The sequence below is a fragment of the Streptomyces sp. NPDC048507 genome (assembly GCF_043199995.1).
GTDB lineage: Bacteria > Actinomycetota > Actinomycetes > Streptomycetales > Streptomycetaceae > Streptomyces.
Window position 1 is genome coordinate 1 of the sequence record NZ_JBICWZ010000033.1, and the last position, 23,090, is coordinate 23,090.

The 23,090-nt window shown below is 74.7% G+C and carries 31 protein-coding genes and 1 pseudogene; 12 read left to right on the top strand and 20 right to left on the bottom strand.

Translation table 11 applies throughout. The annotated features are described in order from the left end of the window. From ACGFXC_RS36890 to ACGFXC_RS36910, 5 genes and pseudogenes are all read left to right on the top strand, one after another. A pseudogene (locus ACGFXC_RS36890) lies at nt 1–787 on the top strand (hypothetical protein); the annotation flags it as partial. Beyond that, nucleotides 784–1,329 (top strand): hypothetical protein, encoded by a 546-nt coding sequence (locus ACGFXC_RS36895; RefSeq protein WP_393719312.1) that lies wholly within the window; start codon nt 784–786, stop codon nt 1,327–1,329. The pseudogene ACGFXC_RS36890 and the gene ACGFXC_RS36895, both read left to right, overlap by 4 nt. A 187-nt stretch (nt 1,330–1,516) precedes the next feature. After that, a complete protein-coding gene (locus ACGFXC_RS36900; RefSeq protein WP_393719313.1) occupies nt 1,517–2,272 on the top strand; it encodes a hypothetical protein in 756 nt (251 codons plus the stop codon). Further along, on the top strand, nt 2,262–2,612 hold the full coding sequence (locus ACGFXC_RS36905) for a hypothetical protein (RefSeq protein ID WP_393719314.1): 351 nt from the start codon (nt 2,262–2,264) through the stop codon (nt 2,610–2,612). The genes ACGFXC_RS36900 and ACGFXC_RS36905 overlap by 11 nt, the downstream gene beginning before the upstream one ends. After that, a complete protein-coding gene (locus tag ACGFXC_RS36910; RefSeq protein ID WP_393719315.1) occupies nt 2,609–3,142 on the top strand; it encodes a hypothetical protein in 534 nt (177 codons plus the stop codon). Before ACGFXC_RS36905 ends, ACGFXC_RS36910 begins: the two co-directional genes overlap by 4 nt. 80 nt (nt 3,143–3,222) lie before the next feature. Here ACGFXC_RS36910 and ACGFXC_RS36915 read toward each other — a convergent pair whose 3' ends face one another. The 18 genes from ACGFXC_RS36915 to ACGFXC_RS37000 form a co-directional block, all read right to left on the bottom strand. Then, entirely contained in the window at nt 3,223–3,636 is a 414-nt protein-coding gene (locus ACGFXC_RS36915; RefSeq protein WP_393719316.1) for an ATPase, read from the bottom strand. A gap of 16 nt (nt 3,637–3,652) precedes the next feature. Continuing rightward, entirely contained in the window at nt 3,653–4,042 is a 390-nt protein-coding gene (locus tag ACGFXC_RS36920) for a hypothetical protein (protein ID WP_393719317.1), read from the bottom strand. Nucleotides 4,043–4,052: 10 nt separating this feature from the next. Then, nucleotides 4,053–4,634 carry a hypothetical protein gene (locus ACGFXC_RS36925; protein WP_393719318.1) on the bottom strand — a complete coding sequence of 194 codons (582 nt, stop codon included), beginning with the start codon at nt 4,632–4,634 and terminating at the stop codon, nt 4,053–4,055. Between the two features lie 85 nt (nt 4,635–4,719). Then, nucleotides 4,720–5,088 (bottom strand): hypothetical protein, encoded by a 369-nt coding sequence (locus ACGFXC_RS36930; RefSeq protein WP_393719319.1) that lies wholly within the window; start codon nt 5,086–5,088, stop codon nt 4,720–4,722. A 91-nt stretch (nt 5,089–5,179) separates the two neighbouring features. After that, complete coding sequence (locus tag ACGFXC_RS36935; protein WP_393719320.1) at nt 5,180–5,647, bottom strand: hypothetical protein; 468 nt, start codon at nt 5,645–5,647, stop codon at nt 5,180–5,182. An 81-nt stretch (nt 5,648–5,728) separates the two neighbouring features. After that, nucleotides 5,729–7,804: a hypothetical protein gene (locus tag ACGFXC_RS36940; protein ID WP_393719321.1), complete on the bottom strand. Its 2,076-nt coding sequence runs from the start codon at nt 7,802–7,804 to the stop codon at nt 5,729–5,731. 101 nt (nt 7,805–7,905) lie between these two features. Beyond that, the gene (locus tag ACGFXC_RS36945) at nt 7,906–8,325 is read right to left on the bottom strand and encodes a hypothetical protein (RefSeq protein ID WP_393719322.1); all 420 of its coding nucleotides are present in this window, start codon (nt 8,323–8,325) and stop codon (nt 7,906–7,908) included. 11 nt (nt 8,326–8,336) lie between these two features. Continuing rightward, complete coding sequence (locus ACGFXC_RS36950; protein ID WP_393719323.1) at nt 8,337–10,208, bottom strand: hypothetical protein; 1,872 nt, start codon at nt 10,206–10,208, stop codon at nt 8,337–8,339. 357 nt (nt 10,209–10,565) lie between these two features. Continuing rightward, nucleotides 10,566–10,991, bottom strand: a complete 426-nt coding sequence (locus tag ACGFXC_RS36955; RefSeq protein WP_393719324.1) for a hypothetical protein — start codon at nt 10,989–10,991, stop codon at nt 10,566–10,568. A 2-nt stretch (nt 10,992–10,993) separates the two neighbouring features. Beyond that, nucleotides 10,994–11,485, bottom strand: coding sequence for a hypothetical protein (locus ACGFXC_RS36960; protein WP_393719325.1), 492 nt, complete (start codon nt 11,483–11,485; stop codon nt 10,994–10,996). A 167-nt stretch (nt 11,486–11,652) separates the two neighbouring features. Further along, the gene (locus ACGFXC_RS36965; protein WP_393719326.1) at nt 11,653–13,185 is read right to left on the bottom strand and encodes a DUF2637 domain-containing protein; all 1,533 of its coding nucleotides are present in this window, start codon (nt 13,183–13,185) and stop codon (nt 11,653–11,655) included. 125 nt (nt 13,186–13,310) lie between these two features. Continuing rightward, nucleotides 13,311–13,997, bottom strand: coding sequence for a hypothetical protein (locus ACGFXC_RS36970; RefSeq protein ID WP_393719327.1), 687 nt, complete (start codon nt 13,995–13,997; stop codon nt 13,311–13,313). Nucleotides 13,998–14,013: 16 nt separating this feature from the next. Further along, nucleotides 14,014–14,265: a hypothetical protein gene (locus ACGFXC_RS36975; RefSeq protein WP_393719328.1), complete on the bottom strand. Its 252-nt coding sequence runs from the start codon at nt 14,263–14,265 to the stop codon at nt 14,014–14,016. A gap of 53 nt (nt 14,266–14,318) precedes the next feature. Next, the gene (locus tag ACGFXC_RS36980; protein ID WP_393719329.1) at nt 14,319–15,008 is read right to left on the bottom strand and encodes a hypothetical protein; all 690 of its coding nucleotides are present in this window, start codon (nt 15,006–15,008) and stop codon (nt 14,319–14,321) included. Nucleotides 15,009–15,077: 69 nt separating this feature from the next. Next, nucleotides 15,078–15,353 (bottom strand): hypothetical protein, encoded by a 276-nt coding sequence (locus tag ACGFXC_RS36985; RefSeq protein WP_393719330.1) that lies wholly within the window; start codon nt 15,351–15,353, stop codon nt 15,078–15,080. Beyond that, complete coding sequence (locus ACGFXC_RS36990) at nt 15,350–15,529, bottom strand: hypothetical protein (protein WP_393719331.1); 180 nt, start codon at nt 15,527–15,529, stop codon at nt 15,350–15,352. Before ACGFXC_RS36990 ends, ACGFXC_RS36985 begins: the two co-directional genes overlap by 4 nt. Before the next feature lie 129 nt (nt 15,530–15,658). Beyond that, nucleotides 15,659–15,853, bottom strand: a complete 195-nt coding sequence (locus ACGFXC_RS36995) for an exo-alpha-sialidase (protein ID WP_393719332.1) — start codon at nt 15,851–15,853, stop codon at nt 15,659–15,661. Further along, nucleotides 15,850–16,335, bottom strand: coding sequence for a hypothetical protein (locus tag ACGFXC_RS37000; protein WP_393719333.1), 486 nt, complete (start codon nt 16,333–16,335; stop codon nt 15,850–15,852). The genes ACGFXC_RS36995 and ACGFXC_RS37000 overlap by 4 nt, the downstream gene beginning before the upstream one ends. Before the next feature lie 511 nt (nt 16,336–16,846). On the opposite strand from ACGFXC_RS37000, the gene ACGFXC_RS37005 reads away from it, so the two are divergent. The 7 genes from ACGFXC_RS37005 to ACGFXC_RS37035 all read left to right on the top strand — a co-directional run bounded on the left by ACGFXC_RS37005 (nt 16,847) and on the right by ACGFXC_RS37035 (nt 21,411). Continuing rightward, the gene (locus ACGFXC_RS37005; RefSeq protein WP_393719334.1) at nt 16,847–17,656 is read left to right on the top strand and encodes a GntR family transcriptional regulator; all 810 of its coding nucleotides are present in this window, start codon (nt 16,847–16,849) and stop codon (nt 17,654–17,656) included. Between the two features lie 55 nt (nt 17,657–17,711). Beyond that, on the top strand, nt 17,712–18,266 hold the full coding sequence (locus tag ACGFXC_RS37010) for a UTRA domain-containing protein (protein WP_393719335.1): 555 nt from the start codon (nt 17,712–17,714) through the stop codon (nt 18,264–18,266). 359 nt (nt 18,267–18,625) lie between these two features. After that, the gene (locus ACGFXC_RS37015) at nt 18,626–19,156 is read left to right on the top strand and encodes a MarR family transcriptional regulator (RefSeq protein ID WP_393719336.1); all 531 of its coding nucleotides are present in this window, start codon (nt 18,626–18,628) and stop codon (nt 19,154–19,156) included. Continuing rightward, entirely contained in the window at nt 19,153–19,572 is a 420-nt protein-coding gene (locus ACGFXC_RS37020; protein ID WP_393719337.1) for a MarR family transcriptional regulator, read from the top strand. Before ACGFXC_RS37015 ends, ACGFXC_RS37020 begins: the two co-directional genes overlap by 4 nt. Nucleotides 19,573–20,635: 1,063 nt before the next feature. Next, nucleotides 20,636–20,893 (top strand): hypothetical protein, encoded by a 258-nt coding sequence (locus tag ACGFXC_RS37025; protein WP_393719338.1) that lies wholly within the window; start codon nt 20,636–20,638, stop codon nt 20,891–20,893. Between the two features lie 48 nt (nt 20,894–20,941). After that, nucleotides 20,942–21,163, top strand: a complete 222-nt coding sequence (locus ACGFXC_RS37030) for a hypothetical protein (RefSeq protein ID WP_393719339.1) — start codon at nt 20,942–20,944, stop codon at nt 21,161–21,163. 86 nt (nt 21,164–21,249) lie between these two features. Further along, nucleotides 21,250–21,411: a hypothetical protein gene (locus tag ACGFXC_RS37035; RefSeq protein ID WP_393719340.1), complete on the top strand. Its 162-nt coding sequence runs from the start codon at nt 21,250–21,252 to the stop codon at nt 21,409–21,411. A 16-nt stretch (nt 21,412–21,427) separates the two neighbouring features. On the opposite strand, the gene ACGFXC_RS37040 is transcribed toward ACGFXC_RS37035, so the two are convergent. Both ACGFXC_RS37040 and ACGFXC_RS37045 read right to left on the bottom strand, forming a co-directional pair. Then, the gene (locus tag ACGFXC_RS37040; protein WP_393719341.1) at nt 21,428–22,300 is read right to left on the bottom strand and encodes a hypothetical protein; all 873 of its coding nucleotides are present in this window, start codon (nt 22,298–22,300) and stop codon (nt 21,428–21,430) included. Further along, nucleotides 22,297–22,971: a hypothetical protein gene (locus ACGFXC_RS37045; protein WP_393719342.1), complete on the bottom strand. Its 675-nt coding sequence runs from the start codon at nt 22,969–22,971 to the stop codon at nt 22,297–22,299. Before ACGFXC_RS37045 ends, ACGFXC_RS37040 begins: the two co-directional genes overlap by 4 nt. Nucleotides 22,972–23,090: the final 119 nt, after the last annotated feature.

Consider the following 23,090-nt stretch of genomic DNA (forward strand, 5'->3'; position numbering starts at 1 on the left):
CGTCACGCAGGACGGCGACCTCGTCGCGGGCGGCCGGCGCCTCGCCGCCGTGACCGGCCTCGGGTGGGAGACCGTGCCGGTGACCGTGGTCACCCTCGCGACGGCCGCCGAGGTACTGCGCGCCGAGGAGGACGAGAACACGTGCCGGAAGCCGCTCACGCCGTACGAGGCGGCGCAGGCCCGGGAACGGCGGGCGGCGCTGCTGGTACCCGCCGCTGAGGGACGGATGCGACGAGGCAAGCCGTTGGGACCCTCGCCCAACTTGGGCGAGGGTGTCCCGTCTGCGGACTCGGCCCCGGCGGGCCGGCCTGACGCCCGTACGGCGAAGGTCGCCGCGGTGGGTACCGGGTTCTCGGGGTCGACGCTGGACAAGGTCGACCAGATCCGGGCCTGTGCCGAGCGAGGCGTGATCCGGCGCCGGGGCCAAGAGGTGCCGGTGCCGGACGTCGTACGGACGGTGGCGCAGGAGGCGCTGACGCAGGTTCAGCGGCCCGGCATCCCGGTGGACCGGCAGCACCAGCGGTTGCGGGAGGCTCTGGCCGCGTACCTCGACGGGGATCCGGAGCTCCACCGAAACCAGCTCCGGAAGTCGGTGGCGAGGCTGACGCACCAGACGATGACCGGCCTGCCTCTCCTGGACGCGGCCCTCGTCGCGGAGGTCTGCGAGGGCGAGCAGGGTCTTATCGAGGGGCTGACGCACGCCGTCGAGGGCTTGACGGCGTGGGTGGCGGAGGTGCAGCGGCTGAGACCGCGTGGCCTGCGGGTCGTGGGCGGTGGTGCGCGGTGACGCGGGAGTACCGGCAGATGCCGGACGGGGCCCGGGCCGAGGTGGACGCGCTGCTGACCGAGGCCGGGTACGACGAGTGGCACCAGCAGCGCCCTGCCCCGGAGATCAAAGAGCGGGTGCACTGCCTCCTGACCGCTGCGGCCGCCGACGGCCGGTTGTGGGCGGCGGACGCGCTGACGGCCGATGCGCTGGACGGGCACCTGCGCCGGTTCCGGCGCTGGGACCGGGTACGGCAGGTGGTCCCCACGGCGTTTGGAGACCGGGTAGTGAAACGGGCGCGGGTGCTGTCGGTGCAGCGCCGTGCGGCCGGCGGACCGCCCTACTACCAGGGCGTGTTCCTGGAGCACCTGACGTTGGAAGAGGCGCGGGCGGCTCTGGCCGGGGTCCTGGTGGACGCGCAGGCCGTACAGGACCGGTTCGTGCTGATGGGCCGTCTGGTGCGGCTGATGGAGCAGACCGGGACAACGTACGTCGGGGCGGGCCTGGCCGTCCTCGGCGTGACGCTGGACGAGTACCTGCTGAGCACGCCCGAGGCGGCGTGATGATCCCTGCCCCGTACCGGTTCAAGGGCGGTGCCGTGCTCCTCGGCGTGGTGTACCCGGGCGCGGTCGGCCCGTTCGGGGTCCGGCCGCCGGACGACGTCGAGGACGAGCACCACCAGGACGACGAGCACGACCAGGACCACGGGCCCGGCGCGGTGCCGGCCCCCGCCCGAGAGGACGACCCCCGATGGACCTCGATGCCGCCCGCGCCTACGCCCGCCGGAACCCCGGCGATGCCGTGCAAGCCCGGCTGCTCGCCTCCCTCGACCCCAGTTGGCGGCCGCCGGCCCCGCTGAACCTCGCCCCGGTCCGGGCGGAGCAGGCGGCCGCCCGTGAACGGGCCGAGGCGGACCGGCGGGCCCGGTCACGAGCGGAGGCGGAGGCGGCCCGTACACGGCCGTTGAACGTCGGCGCGGTCAGGAAGGACCGGGCGCCGGTGATGGTGGCCCAGAACGCGCCCGTGGCCCCGCCGGGGGCGACGCGCGCCGTAGGGCCTGACGGCCGGTGGCGGTGGGCGTACGTGGACCCGCAGTTGGTCGGTGGGGACCGGTGGGCGTCCCTCGCCCTCGGGCTGACTACAGCCGGTCCGCTGATGTCCCTCGACGTGCGCCGCGGTGACTGCGGGACGCATCGCGGCCTCACGGAGATCCGACGCGGCCACGACGGCCAGCTATGGGCCGTCGTCACCATCTCGCCGGACGTCGCCCGCGCCCCCAACTCCACGGTCGCGCATGAGCTCGCGCATGTTGCTGATGAGGTCATGAGGTTGCGGACCGTCGGCGGCGTGGAGGCGTGGCTCGCCGAGTTTCGGCACCGCAGCGGGGACGCCGAGCACTTCGCGGAGGGCGCGGAGGACTGGCTGGAGCCGGGCATGCGGGCCGCCGACGTCCTCGCCCGGGCGGCGGCCCACCAGGACTACCGGGCGCGGGCCCGTGGCCGATGAGCGGATCTCCGTCGTCCTCCTCGGCCCGGTCATCCGGGCCCGGGCCGAGGACGCCGCTCTGCAGGCCCTCGCGGCCGGCACGTGCGGGCACCCGGGCGCCGCGTACGTCTCAGCGGCCGCACCGGAGGCCGGCGTCTGGTGCATGGCCTGCGGGGACGGTCCCGTGAAAGAGCTGCTGCTGACGCCGTGGTGCCTGCTGTGCCCGTCGCACCTGGCCCGGGCCGGCCTGACGCAGGCCCGCGCCGGAGGCGTCGAGATCCTGCTGCGCACCTGCGGGTGCTGCCTCACCGCCGACACACCTACGACTGACCTACTCCCCGAGAAAGAGGACCCGAGATGACCCCCACCCAGACCCGGACCCGTACGCCGCTGGACGTCGCCCACGAGGTGCCGACTGGGCAGCTCCTCGACCGCCTGATGACCCTCGCCGGTGAAGCCCGTGCCGGGGCGCCGAACGCGGTCGAGATCGCGGCTGCGGCCTCCGCGCTCCAGCAGCGATGCGGGCGCCTTACCCGTACGCGGCACTTCGACCCGGCGGACCAGGCGGCGAAGCTGGTCAAGGAGGTGAGCGACGAGGGCGGGATCCTCGCGCTGTCGGCCGACGTGGTCCGCCGGGGCCTCATGGCGGCCATGCGCGAGGACATGCGCGCCGTCGAGCAGGACCCGAAGGGCGGGCACGTCGTCCGCACGCACGTGGAGATCCTCGGCGGGCACGGGCTCGGGGTGTTCCCGGGGCCGGCGCTCCCGGCCGGGGCCATGTTCACGGTGCTGTACGAGCGGGAGCTCCTCCTCGGGCAGCTCCTCGCCGCGCTGACCGCCGGTGAGGACGTCGCCGCTCTGGTGGAGGAGGTCACCGTAGCCGCGGGTTGACCGGCCCGGAACGCGAAAAAGGCCCCGGCCGCGCCCCTCGGGAGGAGGGGGCGGCCGGGGCCTGGTCGTGCTGCTGGCTGTCAGCCCCGGGGCGCGGGGCGGCGGATCACGGGCCGGTCGACGTCGAGGTGGACCACGGTGGGGTCGAGGTCGGAGAGCAGGGTCCCGAGCGCGGAGGCCACGACGTAGGAGCGGTGCCTCCCCCCGACGCACCCCGCAGCGATGTGGAGGGGGCCGGCGGAGGGGCCGCCGAGGAACGCCCGGGCGGCCGCGACGGCGGCGGCGATCAGGGCCGGGATCCCCGGGGTGCTGAGTACCGCCGTGATGACCTCCTGGTCCCGGCCGGTCAGCTCCCGCATCGCGGGGTCCACATGGGGGTCACGGAAGTGCGCGCGGAGGTCGAGGGTCAGGTGCGCGGCCGGGGCCTGCTCGTCGGGCTGGTGGCCGTACCCGAAGGAGGTGATCGTGACGGCGGGCCGGTCGGTGCTGGGCATCTGTTGCTCCTGGTGGTCAGTTCGGGTCCGGGCAGGGAGGCGGCGGCCCGGCGGGGGTGAGCGGGCGGGGGCAGACGATCAGGGCCCGGGAGACGAAGGCCCGGCCGGGGGTGTAGTAGCCCCAGACGACGTCAGCCCCGATCTCCTGGGCGAGCGTGGCGTGCACGTACCGCAGGCGGGTGTCGACGGTGAACGCGGCCGCGTCGGTCGGGGGGTGCTCCTCGGCCTGGACGCGGAGCCACTTCGCGGCGGTGCCCGGGTCGGTGAACGTCGTCTCTGGTTGCCGGGTGAGCCAGTTGCGGAGTTCGAATGGCGGGTAGGTGGCCGGCGCCTGGCCCCGGCGGATCTGGCTGTCGGTGCAGGCCCGGCCGGTGTGGGCGTAGGCGTGCCAGTGCCTCACGGTCAAGGCGTCCCCTTCACTGGTTGATGGTCAGGTGGTCGATGCGGACACCGGTACCGCCTCGGGACGCCCAGCGCCCGCCCGTGCCGCCGTGTCCGGTGACGTTGACCGTTACGGGTGCCGCCGGGGCCGACGTCGGCGAGGACGGGGCGGAGGCAGGGCGCAGGGCGCCGGTCAGCCGCAGGACGGCCCACGCGGCGGCGCTGGTGCCGAGGAGCGCGGCGGCCCCGAGGGCGAGGTTCGCGGCGGCGGCGAGGGTGGCGGCTCCGACCATGGCGAGGGCTCCGGCTCCGGTGAGGGTGAGGGCGCAGACGCTGCCCACGACGGTGATCGCGCCGCGCTCCAGGGCGGACAGCGGGCGGCGGGGCGCAGCCTCGGGGGCGGCCGGGATGACGACCGGCGGCGCCGCTGGGACGTACGCGGCGACCCACGACCCGTCTTCGAGCTGGACCAGGGCGCGGCGCTCGGCGGCCGGCGCGGGGAGGAGCACCGGCTGCCCGGCGACGTCGTACGGGCGGGGCTGGTGGACGAGCGGCGCGGAGGCCGGGACGACGTAGGCCGGGGCGGGTTCAGCGTGGCGGGCGGGGTGCTGGTGCATGCTGGGCGTGCTCCTTCGGGGGCGGGTCAGGCGGGGGTCGGCGGTGCGCGCCGGCCCCCGCCGTGGTGTCCGGGTACGGGACGTGTCAGGTCCAGGGGGCGGCGTCGTAGGACTCGCGGACGTAGGCGCGCAGCTCCTCGTACGGCGCCGCAGCGTCCGGGGTCGTCAGGCCGGCCGGGACGAGCCAGGGGTGCGCGCGGTCGACGTGGGCCAGGAGGCGGAACGACGCCTCGGCCTGCGGCCGCGACGAGCCGCCGAACAGGCCGCGGATCTCCGCCCGGTCCGACTGGACGGCGCGGCGCAGCAGGTACGCGCGGAGGTCTTCGGGGTCGTTCTGCTCACCGGCGAGGGTCTGCTCCAGGAACCGGCTGGAGAGGGTCAGGAGGTTGTGCGCCTCCATGAGGAGGTCGGGGGCGAAGCGGTACAGGTGGGCGGGATCGAGGTTCGTCGTCATGCCGGTGCTCCTGGGCGTGGTCGTCGTACAGGGGGAAGGCCGGCCCCCTGCGTCGGGGGCCGGCCTCGGGAACAGGTGCTGCGTGTGGTGGTCAGGCCCGGCCGCGCCCCGCAGCGACGACGGCGGCGGCCGCGATCCACGACCGGTGCCATGCCTGGTCGAGGAGGGGCCCGGCGCCGGGGTCCCGCTGGAGCCACTCCGTCTTGCCGGAGCGGTGGGCGAAGCGGACCAGGGCCGGGGCGTCATCGCCGGTCTCGCGCCAGTGGCCGGCGCACCGGTCTGCGACGTAGTGCGTGACGGCGGACACGGCGAGGGCGGCCGCCACGCGCCGCCCGGTGATGCGCAGGCCGAGGTAGTGCCCGGCGACGCCGAGGGCGAGGGCCTGCGTTGCGGTGTACGAGGCGACGTGACGGAAGCACGCGGCCCGGCCCTCGTGGCCGTGACGGCCCTTGGCGCCCGCGTCGGCGTCGCGCTGCACCCAGTAGTCCCCGGCCTCGTGAGCGGCCGTCAGGAGGGCGTACACGGCGGCGAAGCGGGCGGCGCTGTCGGTGGTGGTCATCACTGGCTCCTCGGTGTCGGTGTGCATGGCGAGGGCGGGCCCGTGGTGCCGGGCCCGCCCTCGGATGGATCGGAGTGGTGGTCAGTCGATCGGGGCGTACACCCCGTGGTCGGGGTTGGCGATCAGGCCGTCTCCGGCGAGCTCGGCCAGGGCGTTGCGGACGGTCCCGGCGGCCAGGTCGGGGATCGCGTCGCGGATCTCCTTGGTGGTCATCTCGCCCGTGAGGAGGGCGAGGATCCGGTCCTTCGCAGTGACCCGCTTCGCCTTCCCCGTCGCCTCCTGTGCGGCGGCGGTCTCGGCCTCAGTCACCGGGGCCGTCCAGTCGCCGTACAGGTCCGCGGCGTCCAGAGCGGCGATCTCCCGGGCGGTGAGGGTGGAGACCATGCCGCCCTCGGGGAACAGCTCGTCGAGGTTGTGCGCGGTGCCGTCCTTCGGGAGGTGGACGTACAGGACCCGCATCATGCGCGGGGCGCTGCCGTTCAGGGCGTGGCCCATGCCCGCGGTGGAGGCGCCGTGCGGGGCCTCGGTGACGCCCTGCATGCGGTCGGCGATCGTGAGGCCGCCGCCGATGACGGTCGGGATCTCGGCGAGCTCGACGCCCTCGGGGAGCATGCCCTCGGTGGCCTGGCGGCCGGAGATCCCCGAGACGGTGCGCAGGACCACGCCGGTGCCGGATCGGGTCTGTTCGCGCAGGGAGCGGTCCCCGCCGATGCGGGAGAGGTCGAGTGTCTGCCCGGCGAAGCAGACGCGCAGCCCGTACTTGCGGCCGCGCTCGGCGATGGCGACGGCCCCGGCCGCGATCTCCTGGCCGAGTTCGCTGTCGTCACAGAGGCCGTTGAACTCGTCCAGGTCGAGCGTCAGCATCGGGTACGGGCTGGCGGGCGAGAAGTCGTGGCCGACCTCGGCGTTGATCTCACCGCGGATCGTCATGAGGCGGACGGCGGCGCGGACCGCGCGGGCGGCGAAGAGACGGCCGGCGCCCTGGCGGTCGATGTACTGCCCGGCGGCGGCGAGCTGCGCGTCCGGGTCGAGGGAGGCGAGCCAGGACACCGCGCCGGCGTTCGCGGCCGCGGCGAGGCCGAGGACGATCGCGACCGTCTTCCCGGAGCCGGTGACGCCGACGACGTAGCCGTGCACGGCGCCCGTGCCGTTCCACAGACGCGAGTACACGTCGGTTCCGTCGTGGGCGGTGCCGATCACCCACCAGCCGTCAGCGTTCGGGGTGACCATGTCGCGGGTGGCGGGCCGGGTGCCGGTCAGCGGCGAGGTGTCGTAGAGGGTGACGAGGGCCTGCGTGCCGCCGTCCGTCTCGGCGATCAGCCGCAGCTCCTCCGCCTTGACCCCGAAAGCCGAGCACAGTTGCGGGTGGTTGATCGTGGCGACCTGGCCCGACGGGACCTCGGCGAGGATCATCACGCGGCCCGGGTCCTGGCGGACCTGGACGACCCGGCTCCGGGGAATCGCGCCGTCTGCGCAGCCGACCCGGGCGGCCCAGTCGTCTTCGAAGGACCGGCCGCCCTTCCGGTCGCTCGGGGTGATGGTCAGCCGCTTGCGGCCGGGGCCGCTGCCGGGGATGTCCTGGATGGCTTGGACGGCGTCCACGGGGACGTCGAAGACGGCGGCGACGGCGTCCTGGTCGAAGCGCGGGACGGGAAGGCCGGCGGGGGCGACGACCACGGCCGTGAAGTCCTTCCCGTTCGGCACGAGCCGCTCGACGTCTACGAGGCGGGTCTGCTGCGCGGCCTGCGAGGCTGCCCACTTCGCGGCCGTCTCCGCCTCGAACCCGACCGGGCCGACGGCCACGGGCTGCGGGGAGGGCGTCCAGGAGGCGCGGGTGACGGGCAGCCACACGGCCATGAGCGCGCCCCACGCGGCGGGGGCGGCGTACTCCCACCAATGGGTCCCTGGGGTCACCACGGCGGCCGCGTAGGCGGCGGCGCCGGTCAGCACGGGCAGGCCCCGCTGCGCGGCGACGAGCGCCTTGTGGAAGTCGGAGCGGGTGGCCCGGCGGTAGAGCCACCAGGCACAGCCGCCGCCGAGGACGGCCACGGTCGCGTTCACCCCGCCCGCGTCGAGCTGAGGCAGGACGGCGAGGGAGAGGGCGCCCACCCCGTAGGCGGTGCGCTCGATCGTCACGGGCAGGGGGCGGCTCATCATCTCGGGGGCTCCTCGGCGTGCGGTGGTGGCGGTGCGCGGGGGGAAGAGGGCGGGGCCGCACCCGGTTAGGTGCGGCCCCGCGGTCGGGGGGTGGGGCGGGGTCAGGTCACGCGGTAGAACCCGGGAATGGCCTGACGGACGGGCGAGGAGGTCGAGGCGGCGTTGATGCCGCCGTACTCCGTCCGGTGCTGGGCGACGACGTTCCCGGCCGCGGTGCCCATGGCGTCCGTGTCGGCGACGATGCGGCCGCTGTCACCGGCCACCCCGGCGAACTGGGCGGCGACGTCGGAGATACGGCCCGTGTGGCTGGCCGCGACCCCGGCCGAGGCGCAGAGGTCTTTCAGCCGGGAGGCGGCCCGGGAGTTGTTCCGCATGCGGGCCTGGAGCTGCTCGGCGTGCTCCTGGAGCGCGTCGGCGGCGGCCTGGAGGCTGCGGAGCTTGGCCGCTACGCCCTGGAAGTTGTTCGCGGCGCCTTCGGTGTTCTGGGCGGGCAGGCCCCCGGCGGGGACGAGTGCGGTCACGGTGGTGCCTCCTAGCTGTTGTGGATGGCGGCGGACGGGGTGACGAGACCGGCGTCAGCGGTCGCCTTCTGCACGGGCCGGTAGTGCCGGGCCATGAGGACTTCCTCCGCCTCGGCGGCCTCGGCGGCGTCGAGCGCGCTCTTGGCCATGCGGTCGGCGGACTTGACGAGGCGCTGCACGATCTCCATGAGGTTCTGCATGGCGGTCGTGGTCTTGGGGCCGCGAACGTTGTGGACCCGGGCGAGGTCCTTGGACATGCCGTCGAGGGCGGTCAGGAGGCGGCGCGCCTGCCGGGCGAGGCCGGCGGCGTCGTCGGAGGCGTCCATGCCCTCACCGACGAGCCGGGACAGGGCGCGGAGCGCCTGGTCGAGGTTGATCTCCGTAGCGTGCTGGGCGGGAATGCCGCCCGAGGCGGACACGGTGGCGGGTGCGGAGCCCATGGCGAAAGGCCCTTTCGGCTTGGTGGTCGTGGGTCGGCGGCCGGCCGCCCGCTGGGGTGCGCGGGGCAGGCCCGGGCGGGCCGGGCCGACCGCGCCGGCGGGCGGGCGGGGAGGGGGCTGCTGCGGCCGGTTCGACCGCGCCGGGCCGTCCTGCGTGACGGTGTAGACGACCTCGGGCTCATCACCGGGCGTCGGGGTGTCGAACGGGGACTGGCGGGCGCCCCACTGGGGGCCCGGCCCGGGCGGCGTCTGCTGCGCCCCGCCCGGCGGGTAGTTCGGCGGCGGCGGGTGCTGCTGTCCACCCGGCGTCTTGTTCTGGGGGCCCTTGCGGGGCCGCTTCTTCCACCAGCCCCGGGCCGTCGTCCACGTCGTCCAGGTCCACACCGTCGTCCGCGTCCAGAACGTCCCGTGCCCGCTCTGCCCGGTCGTCCCGGGTTTCGCGCCCGGCTTGGTCCCGGACGGGTTGCTGCTGCCGGTCGGCGGCGTCGTGCTGTTCTGCGGGGCGTTGGCCGGCGGCTTCGGCTTCTGCGGCTTCGGGGTCTGCGGCGTCGGCGTCTGCTTGAACCACTTGTCGCGGATCGCCTGCCGGACGCGCTGCGGAAGCGTCGTGCGGCCGCTGCTCCCGGTCCCGGACGGGGTGTTGGTCTTGCCCCCGCCGTTCCCGGTGCCGTTGCCGCCCGAGGACCCCTTGCCCGCACCGGGCTTGCCGGTGCCGCCGCTCCCCGAGCCGGTGCCCGAGGAGCCCTTGCCGGACCCGCCGCCCGGGCTGGTCCCGCCGGACCCCTTCCCGGACCCCGACGAGCCGCCGGGGCCGGCCTTCCCCCCGCTCCCCTGCCCGGCCTTCCCTGACGAGCCGTCCGGCTTCGTCTTGCCCCCGGTCCCGGACCACTTCGGACCGGTCCCGCCCGGGCCCTTGCCTGCTGGGCCGGTGCCGCCGGGGCCGCCCGAGCCGGGGCGGCTCGCGCCGGGTGAAGTCGGCTTCGAGGACCCGGGCTTGACCCCGACCCCGCCGGAGGGGCTGTGCGTCGCCGTGCCGGGCTTTCCCGGCCCCTTGGGGCCTGAGGAGCCCGAGCCGCCTCCGGAGCCGCCAGAGGCCCGCCCTAGCGTCTTCCTGCCGTACTCGTGGGCGGAGGGTACGGCGGCCTTCGCGCGGACGGCTTCGGCGCCTGCCTCCGACTTGGCCGCTTCGGCGTTGGCCTTGGCGGCGATCAGTTCAAGCTCGCGCTTGTGGGCCTTGGCCTCCGCGCGCCGGGGCCCGGACTCCTGGACCCACGTCCGCACGCCGGCGAAAGCCGCCATCGCGATGGCGAGGATCGCGGCCATGCCCAACGCCCCCGTGCTCGGGGGGTCTCCGTCAGCGGCGCCGCCGTCCTCCGGGTCGAGGCCCTCCGACCGGAACGTGTCGGGCACGACGCCCGGCGGGGGCGGCGCCGGTACGGCCATGGGCAGATCGAACGGTGAAATCCGGACAGCGGCCGTCTCGGCCGGTGCGGCCGGAGCCTGCACCGGAGGGGCGGACGCGGCCGGCGGGGGCGGAGGAGGAGGCGGCCCCGGGAGGGGCGGCGGCGGAGGGGGAGGAAGCGGCGGTGCGGCACTGCTGGGCCGCCGGAAGGACACCACGTTGTCGTGGTCGTCGGACATGTCTGGGCGCTCCTCTACGGGTTGACACACCGTGACGGCCTCGCGTACACGCGCGCAGGCCCGCGCGTCCGCAGACGCGCAGGCCCGCATTACGTGTGCGCGAGGCCGTTCAGCGGGTGTGATGACGATGACGATGACGCTGCGGACCGCCCGGGCTAGCTACTGCCCGTAGCGGCTGGAGAGGTTCATCAGGGTGAGCCCGAGGTCGTTCCAACCGGCCTCCCCGTCCTGCTCGGCGGCGACCGCCCGGGCGCGGTCCCACCACGCCAGGGCGATCGTCCGGGGGTCGGCGTCGGCGAGGCCGGCGCGCCGGGTCTCCCAGTGCCAGGCCCGGCGCGCGGCCCGCCGGTCGGCCTTGTCGGCGGGCGGGTGCCTGGCGCAAAACTGCTCCAGCTCCCCGGCCAGTTCGACCCATCCGCCGGGGTCACCGCGCAGGGCCCGGTCCCGGGCGAGGCCCCGGACCCGCTCCGCCCAGGAGGCCGCGGTGCCCTTCGAGCCGAGCGCGGCGGCGGCCTGGGCGCGCTCCTGGTAGTGGCGGTGCCGGTTGGCGGCCCGCTGCTGTGCGTTGGTCGGCGGTCGGTTCACGGTCAGGCTCCGCGCTGCTGGCCGAAGTAGTCCCCGAGGTTCTTCGGTGCCTCGGGCTGGTCGGTGGGCTGCTGCGCGACGGCCAGGCGCTCGACGGCGCGGGCGGCGCCCCGGTTCAGCGCGGCGGCCGCGGCGCCCTTCCGCTCGGCCTTCCGCAGGGCCTTGGCCTCGCGGGAGGCGGCGACCGCCTCGGGCTCGGTGGCCTCGTACGCGACGACGGTCCCGCCGATCGCGGCTGCGGCCTCCCGCATGGCCTTCGCGGCCTTCCTCAGCGGCTTGACCCGCTTGCGGGACCGCAGGGACGCCGACCACGGCATGTCCCCGGGGATGTCCTTGCCCTTGAGGGCGGCCTCGATGGCGTCGGCGAGGGCGTCGTACGTCTGGGCGTCGGTGAGGAGGCCGGCCCGGTGCTGGGACTGCCACATCTCCCGGCGGAGGTGATCGGCGGCGAGGGCCTGGACGCCCTGTGTGACGCGGGTGGCGACGTCGGTCATGGTGGTGCTCCTTCGGTGCTGGCGGAGGGGCGGGGCGGGCTGGTGGTCACGCAGCGGGCCCCGGCGGGGGCCGGGGCCGGCAGGGCGAGCGCCAGAGCGCGGTACGGTCAGCAGCAGGCCCGCCCCCGGTTGGATCGGGGACGGGCCGTCTGTGTGCCGGGCGGGGGTCAGATCCCTTCGGGCCGGTAGCCCTCCGCGATCCGCTCCGCCGCCCACTTCCGGTAGTTCGACGCGGTGGTGGTCGAGACGCTGAACTCCTCGGCGACGGCGTCCAGCGGGATCGCGTCGACGTCGCCGCCGTGCTCCAGGAGCGCCCGGCGAGCGAGGCGCAGCACGTTGCGGTCCTTCTGGTTCAGGCGCGCCTCGTCCTCGACTTCCGCCGCGCGGCGCTCGATTCCCGCGATGCGCAGCCGGGTTTCCGCCGCGCGTTCCGTCGCTTCCGCTGCGCGTGCGGCGTCCTCCGCGCGGCGCCGGTTGGCGGCCTCCGTCGCGGCTTCCGCGGTGGCGGCCTTCGCGTCGGCTTCCGCCGCGCGCAGCCGCGTTTCCGCCGCGTCGGCTTCCGTTCCCGCCGCGCGCTGATCGATTTCCGCTGCGGCTTCCCGCGCTTCCGCCGCGGCCTTCGCGGCCGCCGCGCGGCGGGCGTCGGCCTCGGCGGCCGCGACGGATTCGAGGGCGGTCGCTTCCGCCTCGGCGGCCCGCTCGGCGGCGACCAGCTCGGCGTGGGCGCTTACCTCGGCCTGCTTCGTGGCTGCGGTGACCTCGTGCCGGGCGGCCTGCACCTTCCCGTCGGCGCGAAGCTCGGCGATCTGGGCCTGTGCGGCCCGCTCGGCCTTCGCGGCGGCCGCCCGGACCTTGGCGGCCTCCTCGGCCTCCTGGCGGCGCTGCTCGCGCTCCTCGGCCTCCTGGGGCAGGGCCAGCGCCTCATCCACGGTCAGCCCGTACCGGGCCATGGTCAGGGGCAGGCGCTCGACCTCGGGGGCGTGCCGGACCTTGCCGTGCTTCTGCTTGAGCATCACCCGGTAGACCCGCAGGTCCTGTTCCAGCCCTACCGCGACCAGGTAGGACGCGACCCCCCACAGCTTCATGCGGCGCCACATGGCGAACGTGCGGGTGGGGTTCAGGAACCAGCGGTGCCAGGGGATCCCCTCGGGCTCGGTCAGGCCGGCGTTCTCGCGGGCCGTGCGCAGGACCAGGAACCGGCACGCCTCCACCACGGCGACGAACAGGACCGGCATCACGGCGTGCATCGCGGCGGCCAGCGGGTCCTCCGTGACCGGGCGGGGGCCGGAGCTGGCGTTGAACCAGACCGTGGCGGCGGTCAGGAGGTGGGCCAGGGGGCGCAGGAACGGCCACGACGTCCCCCGGCGGACCAAGTACAGGTCAGCGGCCAGGGCGACGATGATCCCCGCGTCTACGCCGATCGGGAACCAGGGGGCGAAGTCCCCGAACCCCTTCGCGGTGGCGAGGGCGCTCAGGGACTTGTAGGACCCGGCGAAGCCGATCGCGGCGAGGGCGGCGCCGCCGAGGACGACGACCGCCAGGAGCGCCCGGCCGGCGGTCTCGGCGTAGTCCCGCTTGGGTGCGTCGGGAACGGTGTCGGGCGCCGCGGGAACGTCGGCGCGTGCGGCGGGAACGGTGGGCGGCGCGACGGGAACGGGCTGTCGCTCCGTCCCGTTCAGGGGCATCGCGGCAGTGGCCACGGTGAGACCTCCAGGGGTTCAGGTCAGGGTGTGCACGGGGGTCGGGGCGATGCTGCGGGACCGGACGCCCGCGCCACGGGAACGGCGCGGGGTGCAGCGGGAACGGCGATCGGCGAGGCCGCGAGTCAGCGGCTGGCGGTCATCGCCGGGCAGTTGATGCAGATCGCGCCGTGCCGGAAGTCGGCGACGGGGCGGCGGGCGGCGCACGCGGCGCAGACCTGGGTGTCGGCCGGGGCCGCCTCTTCCCGGACCGGGGCGGCGGCGTCCTCGTCGTCCTGGCCGTCGAGGCCGAGGACCAGGGCGACGAGGTCGAAGGGGCGCGGCAGGCGGGTGTCCTCACCGGCCTCGGCCCGCTCCTGTCGGGCCCGGGTGATCAGGTCCCGCAGGACCCCGTACGCGATGGCGCCGCGCACGGTGTTGCCGTTGGCGGGGTCGGCGGCGTGGTCGCGGAGGCGGATCAGGTCCTGGCGGACGTCGGCGAGGACGCTGCTCTCCGCGCTGAGCGCGCCGGCCTCCTCGCGGGCGGCGTCCCGCTCTTTGGTGATCTGCTGGACGAGGGCCTGCGTGCCGGTCTCGGCGTCGGTGGCCCTGCGGGCGGCCCTGGCGGTGTTCTCGCGGGCTTGGTCCAGCTCGGCCCGCAGGGAGCCGATCGTGCCGGTGAGGGTGCGCGCGGTGGTCCGGGCGTCCGCGAGGTCGGTAAGGGCCCGGTCCCGGGCGTCGGTAGCCAGGTCGAGGGTGCTGCGGGTCCGGCCGAGTTCCTCGCGGTCGGCGAGCAGGGCGGCGTACGTGCTGGAGCGGACGATGCGGATCACGGGGTGTCTCCTCGGGTCAGGTGGTGAACAGGTCGAGCTGTGCGGAGGCGAGGGCGGCCGCGGCGGCCGCCTCGCGGGTACGGAGGCCGGCCCGGGCGGCGGCGTCGGCGTGCGGGCCGCAGACGGCCGTCAGGTCGGCGGCCGGGAGGCGGGCGGCGTCCAGGAGCGGCACGGCCGGGTCGGCCGGGGTCAGGACGGTCGCGAGCTCCCAGCAGTCCGGGGCGCCGCGGCAGAGCCGCCCGTCCCGGCGGGTGACCGCCCGGAACACGGGGTTGGCGTGTGCCGGGGCGGTCGAGTCGGGGTGAGGCAGGTACCGGCCCCTCACCAGTGCGGGGCCGGGTCGGGGGCGGTGGCCTGCCACCTGTCGAACCCCTCGACCTGGGAGTGCACCCACGCCAGCCGGGAGACCCCGATGACGCCCTCCGCCCAGTCGAGCGCGGCCGTGATGTCCGCGTCCGCGTCGGCCGGGTTGAACGTGTCGTGCGTGGCGTAGTGGTCGCCCTCCAGCTCCCACCCCCACACGTCGACGTCGATGTGGCAGGCCGTCAGGGTCCAGCGCACGAGCGCCTCCGGGGTCGGGGTCGGGGTCGGGGTCGGGCCGGTCAGGCCGGGGCGGAGGAACAGGCGCCCGCCCGGGCCGCCCGGCGTCGCCGTGAGGGCCGGACCGGTGCGCTGCTGGGGAACCGTCACCCGCTCCCCGTCCGGGCCCCTCAGGGGCTCCGTAGCGGTCCGGGGCGCCGGGAGGAGGACGGCGGGCCCGGCGGGGGCCTCCGGGCCGTCCTGGTCGTCCTCGCGGTCGCCGCCGAGGCGGGCGGCGGCGCACGTGGCGGTCAGGCCCACGGCGGTCATGAGGAGGGCCGTACCGTGCCAGGGGCTCCCGGAGAGGTACGTCCACCCGGCGACTACGCCGGTGAACGCGGCGGTCACGGGCGAGGTCAGCGTGTCGGTGACGGCGGTCTCGGTGCGGGCGCCGGCGCTCTGCAGGCCGGTCCGGATGCGGTCGAGGTTCAAGGGGTCTCCCGGAGGCGCAGACCGGCCCGGGACCGCGCGGTGCGGTCCCGGGCCGGAAGGGGTGGCAGGTCAGGGGAGGAGCAGGTGCCGCATGCGGCGCAGGTGCGCGCCGAACGCGTCGAGGCGGGCGAGGAGCGCGTCCAGGCCGGGGCCGTCCACGTCGGCGTCGAAGCCGGGCGACCAGACGGACACGACCGGCAGGGCGCCCGCCGTGTCCGGGTCGGTGAACACCTCGGCGGACAGGGCCGGGGCGCCGTCGCTGAGGAGCAGGCGGGCTCGGGCCGGGAGGAGCGCGGCCAGGAGACTGTACGAGGTGCCGGTGCCGTACACCGTGGCGGCCGTCACCGGCCGGCCTGGACCCGGCGGAGCGCCTCGTCCATGAACGGGTCGGAAGACGGGGCCGGAATCCGGGCGGCCGCGCGGGCCGCGTCGGTGGCGCGGACCCGGCGGAGCATCTCGTCCATCATCGGGTCGGCGGGGTACGTGCGGGGCGCTCGCGGGGCGCTGGTACGGTCGCTCACGTGCTGGTCCTCTCGGTCGGGTGATGTCGTCGAGGGGGCTGTGCGCGTGCGTGGAACGGCCCGTCCGGGTCAAGGCGTTGGTAGCGCCTCCGGACGGGCCGTTCTCTTGCACGGTGGGGCTCTGGAGGGTCAGGGGGCCGGGCAGTGCAGCGGGCACCGGCACGGCGGGTACTGAGAGGTGATCTCAGGGACCACGTCCCGGTCGGGGTCGACCGTGACCGGCGGCCCGTACGTGCGGCCGCCGTCCCGGCTGACCCGGATGGTGAGTACCGGGCGCTGCTCCTGGCCGTCGTTCCCGCCGAGGGCGGGCCGGGCGGCGCTCACGCCGCTACCTGCACGCCGTGCTCGACGGCGACCGGCGCGACCGGGGCCGGGATGGCTACCGGGGCGATGCTGGTCACGCGGAGGGACGGCGCGACCTCCTTCATGGGGACCTCGCCGAGGCCGTGCCGCTTGTACGCGGCGCGGATCGCGTCGAGGTCGGGCGTCTGCCGGGTCGAGACGACCCGCTCAATCAGCCACCGCCCGTAAAGGCCGGCGGGGAGGCGCCCCACGAGCTTCTTCGCGGCGCGCTTGGTGCGCTCCGCGGCCCGGGCGGCGTCCGAGGCTGCGGCGTACTGCGCGGCCGCGGCCGCGATCTCCTCGCCGGTCGGCAGCTCGTCCGCGTTGAAGACGTCCGCCGGGTCGGGCGCGGTGCGCTCCGCGTCGGCGGCGGTGGTGCCGGTGAGGGTGGAGACGGTGGCCTCTACGACGCCGGTGACGGCGGCGGTGGCGAGGCGGGCGAGCTGGAGAGCGGTACGGAACATGTGGGCCTCCGTGCTGTGCGGGTTGCGCTGTGCGTGCTGTGCGGTGATGCCGGGGCCCGGGCGTTGGTAGCGCCTGGTGGGGCCCGTGCTGCGGTTGTGCTGAGTGCCCCATGCCGGATTCGAACCGGCCCTGACCTGCGCGGATTGGACGCGCAGCGCCTCGGTCCTCTGAGGGGCTCCACCCCGTTCCGCCGGGACGCCGACGGCTGTAGGTGGGGTGTACCTCCCGGGTCGACAAGGCCGGGCCGCTCGCCCCGCTCTGTCCCGGGACCCTTGCCGCCCCGAAGGGTGGCCATGAACCCTCACCACTGTGCTAGTAGTGTTGGGCACGGGTCGATTAACCCACCTCTCCAACCCGATGTCAACCCTGCTAGCACAGTTGCGTTTCGCGTTGCCCTGACCTAGCGTTTTATGGAAAGGCGATGGCGACACGCGCCCCGCAGTTTCGGCACTCAACTAGCTATGCGATGCTGACTGAGCTAGCAGCGATCAGGCAGGGAAAGAAGGGATCATGACCGCGTCCAAGAAGGGACCTGGGGCAGTCGAGCGGATCACCGCCGGCCTCCGGGCGAAGATCGAGAGCGGGAAGTTCCCGCCGGGGTCGAAACTGCCGAGCCTGTCGGAGATCCAGGCGTCCGAAGGCATCGCGTCGCAGACGGCCCGGGAGGTCTTCCGTGCCCTGGAGCGGGATGGCCTGGCCGTCACTCGCCAGGGGAAGGGCTCGTTCGTGACGCCGTTCCTCGGCAAGATCACGCGGGATGGGACCGGCCGCTACCAGCCGGATGCCCGGTCCGAGGGCGGCGCGCGCGGTGCGTTTGAGGCGGAGTTGAACCGGCTCGGGCTCCTCTTCGACAGGGACCGCTCGACCGTCGACATCGACCGGGTTCGGCCCCCGCGCGAGATCGCCGCGGCACTCGGTCTACACCATGCGTCCAACGCCCTCCGGAGGCACCGGAACATGTGGGCCGTCCGCGATCCTCAGGACCCGGACAGCGGCTTTGTCGTCCAGATCGCCACGTCGTGGTTCCCCCTGGACCTCGTGACCGGCACTCAGATTGAGCAGCTCGACACCGGCGAGGGCGGCAGTAAGAGCCGTCTGGCCGAGCTCGGCCACGCGCACCGCACCATCAGGGAGACGATCGAGGTTCGATTCCCGACCACCGATGAGGCAGCCGCGCTGAACATCCCGGAGGACCGGCCGGTCTACGACCTACTGCACCACGCGATGGACGCCGCCGGGCGGGTCGTAGAGGTGGCGCAGCACGTCATGCCGGTGACTACCTGGCGGTTCTCATACACGTGGGAGCTGGACGCCGAGTAACAGGCGCCCGTCCCGGACAACACCAATCACCCATCACCAGCAAGGAGCGCACAGCATGCCCAGCAACACCATCGGCGAGAACGGGACGATCACCCGCGACGCCCGTAGCCGGTACCGCCAGCGCGCGGAGGGCGGCGCCCACGGGGCTTTCGAGGCTGAGACCAAGCGGGCCGGCGGAACCCCTCGCGCCGACGTCGAGGTGACCCGCGGCGCGGCTCCGGCCCACATCGCCGCCGTAGTCGGCGACGGCACGGACACCGTGATCCGCACCCGCCGCATGTACGACGGGGAGCGCCTGGTCCAGCTCTGCGACACGTTCATCCCCGGGTTCGTCGCGGAGGCCGCGCCGGTCGTCGCGCAGCTCGACACGGGCGCGGGCGGGATCATCTCCCGCATGGAGGAGGCCGGCCTCGCTCAGGCGGAAGTGGTGGAGGACGTGACGCAGGTCCCGGCGACCGCCGAACAGGCGGAGGCCCTGGGCGTCGAGGCCGGGGAGCTGCTGCTCACCATCACGCACACCGGGACGACGGCTGACGGCCGCGTGGTCGAGGTGTCCGTGCACACCCTCGGCCGGGGCTGGACGCTCCGGTACGGCGTGCCCCTGTCGTAACCCGGCGTCGGGTCCGCACCCGGCACAGCGCCCCCATTCCGGGGAGATCGGAGCGGGGGCGCTGTGCTGTGCGGGGTCAGAGCGCGAGGCGTGTAGGCGCGGTGGCACATGGGCGGCGGTTTTTCGGGCCGTGGTCTGCGATTCTGCTGCCGTAAGAGGCGGTTCCTCGGAGCTAAGGGGCGAAAAAACGCCCCTTAGCTCACCCGTCGGCGGCCTCATCTGCACCCGTTCGCGTGACACGCACCCCTAAGCGGCTATTTTTCGGATACCCACCTGCTAGTTTCCTCACCTAACCGGCGGTTCACCGGACCTAAGCGGCGAAAAAGAGCCGCTTAGCAGGACGATGGGAGAGTGCACGCATGACCACACGGAGGGGCCGCCGCGAGAACGTGGCCCTGGTCAACCTGGACACTGGCGAGGCAGTAGCCGCGCGTCCGCGCACGCCCCACCAGTTCGACGGGAAGGGGTACACGTTGCAGTCCATCGGCAGCGAGGTCCCGCTGTACTCCCTCGGCCTGGCCGCGGCCGAGTGGGCCGCCCTTGAATGGCTCCGCGAGCACGGGGCCGCGGCCGGCTACGTCTCGGTCACCCCGGAGGAACTGGCCGAGGACATCGGCGCCAACGAGTCAACGTGCCGTAAGGCCCTGGCCCGCCTAGTCAAGCTCGGCTTGGTGGTGAAGCCGTCCGCACGGGGCGCCGCCTACCAGCTCAACCCCCTCCGATACTGGGAGGGGGCCGGAAGCACTCAGGTCACCGCCTGCCGCCGCATCGCGCCTCCGCGCGTGACCCCGGACGACAAGGCTCTGACCAAGGCCGCCAGCAAGCCCAAGGCCCCGGCTAAGACCACCACCCCGGCCGCCCGCCGCCGCGCCGTTGGAGAGACGCGATGACGATCCTGCCTACCGAAGCGTTCAACCCCGAGCGTGACCTGACCTCACCGTCGCTCTACTCCCTGAACCTCTCCGCGGCGCAGCACTGCACGCTCGCGTGGGTCGAGGACCACGGCGGTCTGTTCCAGGCGATCCCGGTATCGGCCGAGGAGGTCGCCGAGGACTGCGGGAACTCCGTCTCTACGGTGCACGAATCCCTGTCCCGGCTGGAGAACCTCGGCCTCCTCGTCAAGGCGTCCGCCGGCGTCTACCGGATCAACGCCCGGTACTACTTCACCCTGCATCCCGAGCTGCGCGAGATGATCGCCGCCGCCCTCACCGACCCGCCCGTCACCCCGGACGATCGGGCCCTCGCCCCCCGCAAGGTCACCAACACGGACGCCCGCCGACGTAGGACGATCCGTCCCGTGGACTGACCACACCCGACAGTGCAACGCCCCGTCTCCCCGAGCTGCACGGGAGGCGGGGCGTTCCTGTTGCTGCCAGCCTGGTGGGGACGTGCGCGGGTGGCGGTCGGGGCGGGTGTGACGGGGTGCGCACAGAGGGTGCTAAGCGGCGATTTTTCGCCTAGTAAGCGGCGCTTTTTCACCGCTTAGCCGCGCGTTTCCGCAGGTCAGAGGCACGGGCCCCTTCTTTCATTAGAGGCGCGCCCCCCTCACCCGCCGCACAAGCCACAGTGGCGACGCCTCGACGGACAGGTGCGGGCCCGGGATCCACGGGGGTGGGGAGGCAGCAACCAAGGGGGGCCATCGGGCCGCGGGGCGGGTGCGGCCGATCATTGGGGGACGCAGGAGGGCGGCGTGTCCTCACGCCCTAGGGGGCGTTCCGGGCCCCGCAGGGAGGGCCGGCCGCCGTCGGCGACCGTAGGCCCGAGGGGGCTCACAAGCAGGAGCAACGGGGTTGATGCCGTCCGGGGTGCAGGTGGCCACCGCCCCGCCGCCGTCACCCGCCCCGCCGTTGTGGCTGGCCTTCTGTGGCTGACGTCGCAAACCCGCATTGATCACCTCAGCCCCGGAACGGCAACTACAGGCAACCCGGGGTCGAGGATCCGGCCGCGCCCCGACCGTGGGCAGGAAGCCAGTAGCAACCACGGGAGCCAGGCCCCGGGGGGCGGGGGTCCGGAGGAGCCCCCCGGGGGTGTGCGCAAGGGCGCCTGCGCCCGTAGCCCTGGGCGCTTGCGACCAGGGTCGCTAGTAGGGCCGCAACGGCGCCCCGCCCCCTCCGGACAGGGTCCGGCCCGGAGGCGACGCACTGCCGGACCGGGCCGGAGGTCCGGTGTCGTGGCACGGCCGGTCACCCGCGAAGAGCCGACCGCCCGAACTCCGGCCCCGGGCACCCGCCGTCCCCCGCGCCCCGTGACTGCCCGAGTACGGTCGTGTACGCCCCGTCAGGGCCCGTTCACAGCTCCCCGGGTCCCTGGCGCCGCCGAGACCGTGCGCGCCCCGTAGCGGGCCGTACAACGCCACACAGGAGGCATCAGTGCCCACGCCCCCGCCGCCTAGCCCAGACCGCCCGCGCCGCTGGATGTCCGTGGACGCCTACCTCGCCAACGTCGGCGAGACCTGGGCCACAGTCCGGTTCACCCGGCCCGGCCAAGGACTCGACCGGCGCCCGGGGAGCGCCAGCCTGGACGGTGACGCCTTCGACGAGGCCGCGCAGGAGGCACGGGCCCGGCGCAACGCGGCCTCACCCCGGGCCGCCGCGACCATGCGACCGGTGAAGCCGCGCCGACGCTGACGGGCCGGCGCGGGTGCGGAGGCCGCGGACCCGGCCGAGGCTGGGCTCATGGCCTCCACCGCGAAGCTGATCGTCTACCCGCCCGATGAGAACGGCTGGCGCCGGGTCCGGCTGGACGGCGTGGCCATCGGCGTGGCGCACCGGCCCTCCGACATCCGCGTCTTCCTCGCCGCGGCCGGCCTGGAGACCGCCGAGGACGTCGACCTCACCGACCCCGCATTCGTGGAGTGGCGAGGCGGCGGCCCCGATGCCTGGGAACCCGCCCCCTGACCCGGCCGGGGCGTCCTGGCCGATACCTGCCCGTGCCCGTCCCGAGACCGGGCACTCTGGCCCTCAGGCAACCGGGGGAGGGACCCGTGCACTTCCTGTTCGTGTGCTGGTACTGCGGCATCGACTGCACCGTGTGGGGCAAGCCGCGCGGCTTCTGGACGGAGCTGTTCGAGGTGCCCGACGAGTGGGACTGCTGGAACTGCGGCTCGACCAACGAGACCCCTGCCCCGCCATGGACGCCGGCCTGAACCGGCGCCCCGGCGGTCAGAACTTGATCTCAGCCCGGCTGACGGCCGCGCCGGCCTTCCTCGCCCGGGAGACGTCGTGCACGGCGGCGCCCAGGTCGAGCGGCCGCCGGCCCTCGGAGAGCAGCCCGGCCCCCTCGGTGAGGAGGCGCTCCGCGAGCTCCGCCGCCTCCGCCGCGCGCCGGAACAGTCGGTTCACGTCCTCGGCGGCCGCGTGCTCCGCGGCGTCCTGCTCCTCGACCACCTCGGCGTCGACGACTTCGCCGCCGTCGGGGCCGGCCTTCCCGGCGCCCGAGGTCTCTCCAATTGGAGAGACCCTGACGGGCCCGATGATCGAGGCCCTGACCTGCGCGACGCGCTTCGCGGTCACCTTCCGGTCCGGCTCCGCGATCACCTTCGCCCAGACCCGGCGCACCCCGTCGTCCCCGTGCTCGGTCAGCACGGGCGCGAGCTCCCGGGCCTGCGACTCCGCCGTCAGCGCCTGCACCGCCTGCTCGCCGAGTGGGGAGATCGCGGCGACGACCTTCCCCATGGTGATGAACCGGTACGCGTGCGCCTCCGAGTAGTCCCACCGGCGCCGCAGGTAGTCATGCCACGAGGTGTACCCGCCCTCGGCGTACAGCTCCTGATCCCGGATCTCCTCCAGGGCCGGGCCGACCTCCCGGTAGTGCCGGGCCTGCGCCCGGCGGAAGTTCACCCCGGAAGCCTCGACGGCCGACTCCAGCTCGGCGAGGCGGTCACCCCGAGACTGCACCTCGACCTCGGCCGCGCCGGCCTCCTCCGCGGCCGCCGGGGGCGCGGCCGGGGCGGGGACGGCGACGATGCCGCCCCGCCGCTGGGTGGCCGAGGACAGCAGCGCGCCGAGGTCGGCGGCGTCCTGCGCTCTGCTCATCCGGCGACCACCGCCAGGAGCTCGGCCGTCAGCAGGTCCATGGGGGAGCCGGGCACCAGCCGCGGCGCCCGCCCGAATGCCTGGGCGTACCCGTCGTGGGCGTCGTTGCGCGGGACGACCGTGGACAGCACGGTGAACCCGGCACCCTCCAGCGCCTCGCGGGTCGTGCCTGCCGACCGCGCGGACGCGTTCACGAGGGTCTGCAACACGACGAGGCGCGGCGCGTGGGCGCCGACGGAGCGCAGGTGCTCCAGCGCCCCGAGGACGGACCCGGCCCGCTCCATCTCCATCCGGGTCGGAGGCAGGCACAGCACCACCAGGTCTACGGCGGACAGCACGGCCAGGTGCGGCGAACCCTCCCGCCGCTCCCACGCCCCGGTGTCGAGGAGGCCGAGCCCGTGCGGCGGGGTGAGGCGCTGCGCCTCGTCCGCGATCCGGGGGAGGGCCGGCGCCGGGTACACCGGGGCGCCGATGTCTACGGCGGACGCCCACACGTACAGGCTGCCGTCCTCCTCGTCGCCCGGCTTGTCGGCGTCCATGCCGACCGCGGGGACGCCTTGCTTGGCCAAGTGCGCGAGCACGTGCGCGATCGTCGTTGTCTTCCCGGATCCGCCCTTACCCACGAAGGCGATCCGGCGGCCGCCCGCAGGCAGCAGAGGTGATGTCGTCATGCCCGGAGGCTAACCGTCCGGTGGGCACCTGCCGGGACCGGGCCCGGCCCACACCGCCTGTGCCGCCCGTGCGGCGGGCGCGCTCGAGAACGCCCTGCCGGGCGGTAGGGTGCTGCCCG

Excerpts from the sequence above, each read along its gene's own strand:
- ACGFXC_RS36900 (WP_393719313.1), top strand. The coding sequence starts at position 1,517 with ATGGACCTCGATGCCGCCCGCGCCTACGCCCGCCGGAACCCCGGCGAT.
- ACGFXC_RS36910 (WP_393719315.1), top strand. The coding sequence starts at position 2,609 with ATGACCCCCACCCAGACCCGGACCCGTACGCCGCTGGACGTCGCCCAC.
- ACGFXC_RS36915 (WP_393719316.1), bottom strand. The coding sequence starts at position 3,636 with ATGCCCAGCACCGACCGGCCCGCCGTCACGATCACCTCCTTCGGGTAC.
- ACGFXC_RS36925 (WP_393719318.1), bottom strand. The coding sequence starts at position 4,634 with ATGCACCAGCACCCCGCCCGCCACGCTGAACCCGCCCCGGCCTACGTC.
- ACGFXC_RS36930 (WP_393719319.1), bottom strand. The coding sequence starts at position 5,088 with ATGACGACGAACCTCGATCCCGCCCACCTGTACCGCTTCGCCCCCGAC.
- ACGFXC_RS36935 (WP_393719320.1), bottom strand. The coding sequence starts at position 5,647 with ATGACCACCACCGACAGCGCCGCCCGCTTCGCCGCCGTGTACGCCCTC.
- ACGFXC_RS36940 (WP_393719321.1), bottom strand. The coding sequence starts at position 7,804 with ATGATGAGCCGCCCCCTGCCCGTGACGATCGAGCGCACCGCCTACGGG.
- ACGFXC_RS36950 (WP_393719323.1), bottom strand. The coding sequence starts at position 10,208 with ATGGCCGTACCGGCGCCGCCCCCGCCGGGCGTCGTGCCCGACACGTTC.
- ACGFXC_RS36960 (WP_393719325.1), bottom strand. The coding sequence starts at position 11,485 with ATGACCGACGTCGCCACCCGCGTCACACAGGGCGTCCAGGCCCTCGCC.
- ACGFXC_RS37000 (WP_393719333.1), bottom strand. The coding sequence starts at position 16,335 with ATGTTCCGTACCGCTCTCCAGCTCGCCCGCCTCGCCACCGCCGCCGTC.
- ACGFXC_RS37005 (WP_393719334.1), top strand. The coding sequence starts at position 16,847 with ATGACCGCGTCCAAGAAGGGACCTGGGGCAGTCGAGCGGATCACCGCC.
- ACGFXC_RS37010 (WP_393719335.1), top strand. The coding sequence starts at position 17,712 with ATGCCCAGCAACACCATCGGCGAGAACGGGACGATCACCCGCGACGCC.
- ACGFXC_RS37015 (WP_393719336.1), top strand. The coding sequence starts at position 18,626 with ATGACCACACGGAGGGGCCGCCGCGAGAACGTGGCCCTGGTCAACCTG.
- ACGFXC_RS37020 (WP_393719337.1), top strand. The coding sequence starts at position 19,153 with ATGACGATCCTGCCTACCGAAGCGTTCAACCCCGAGCGTGACCTGACC.
- ACGFXC_RS37030 (WP_393719339.1), top strand. The coding sequence starts at position 20,942 with ATGGCCTCCACCGCGAAGCTGATCGTCTACCCGCCCGATGAGAACGGC.
- ACGFXC_RS37040 (WP_393719341.1), bottom strand. The coding sequence starts at position 22,300 with ATGAGCAGAGCGCAGGACGCCGCCGACCTCGGCGCGCTGCTGTCCTCG.
- ACGFXC_RS37045 (WP_393719342.1), bottom strand. The coding sequence starts at position 22,971 with ATGACGACATCACCTCTGCTGCCTGCGGGCGGCCGCCGGATCGCCTTC.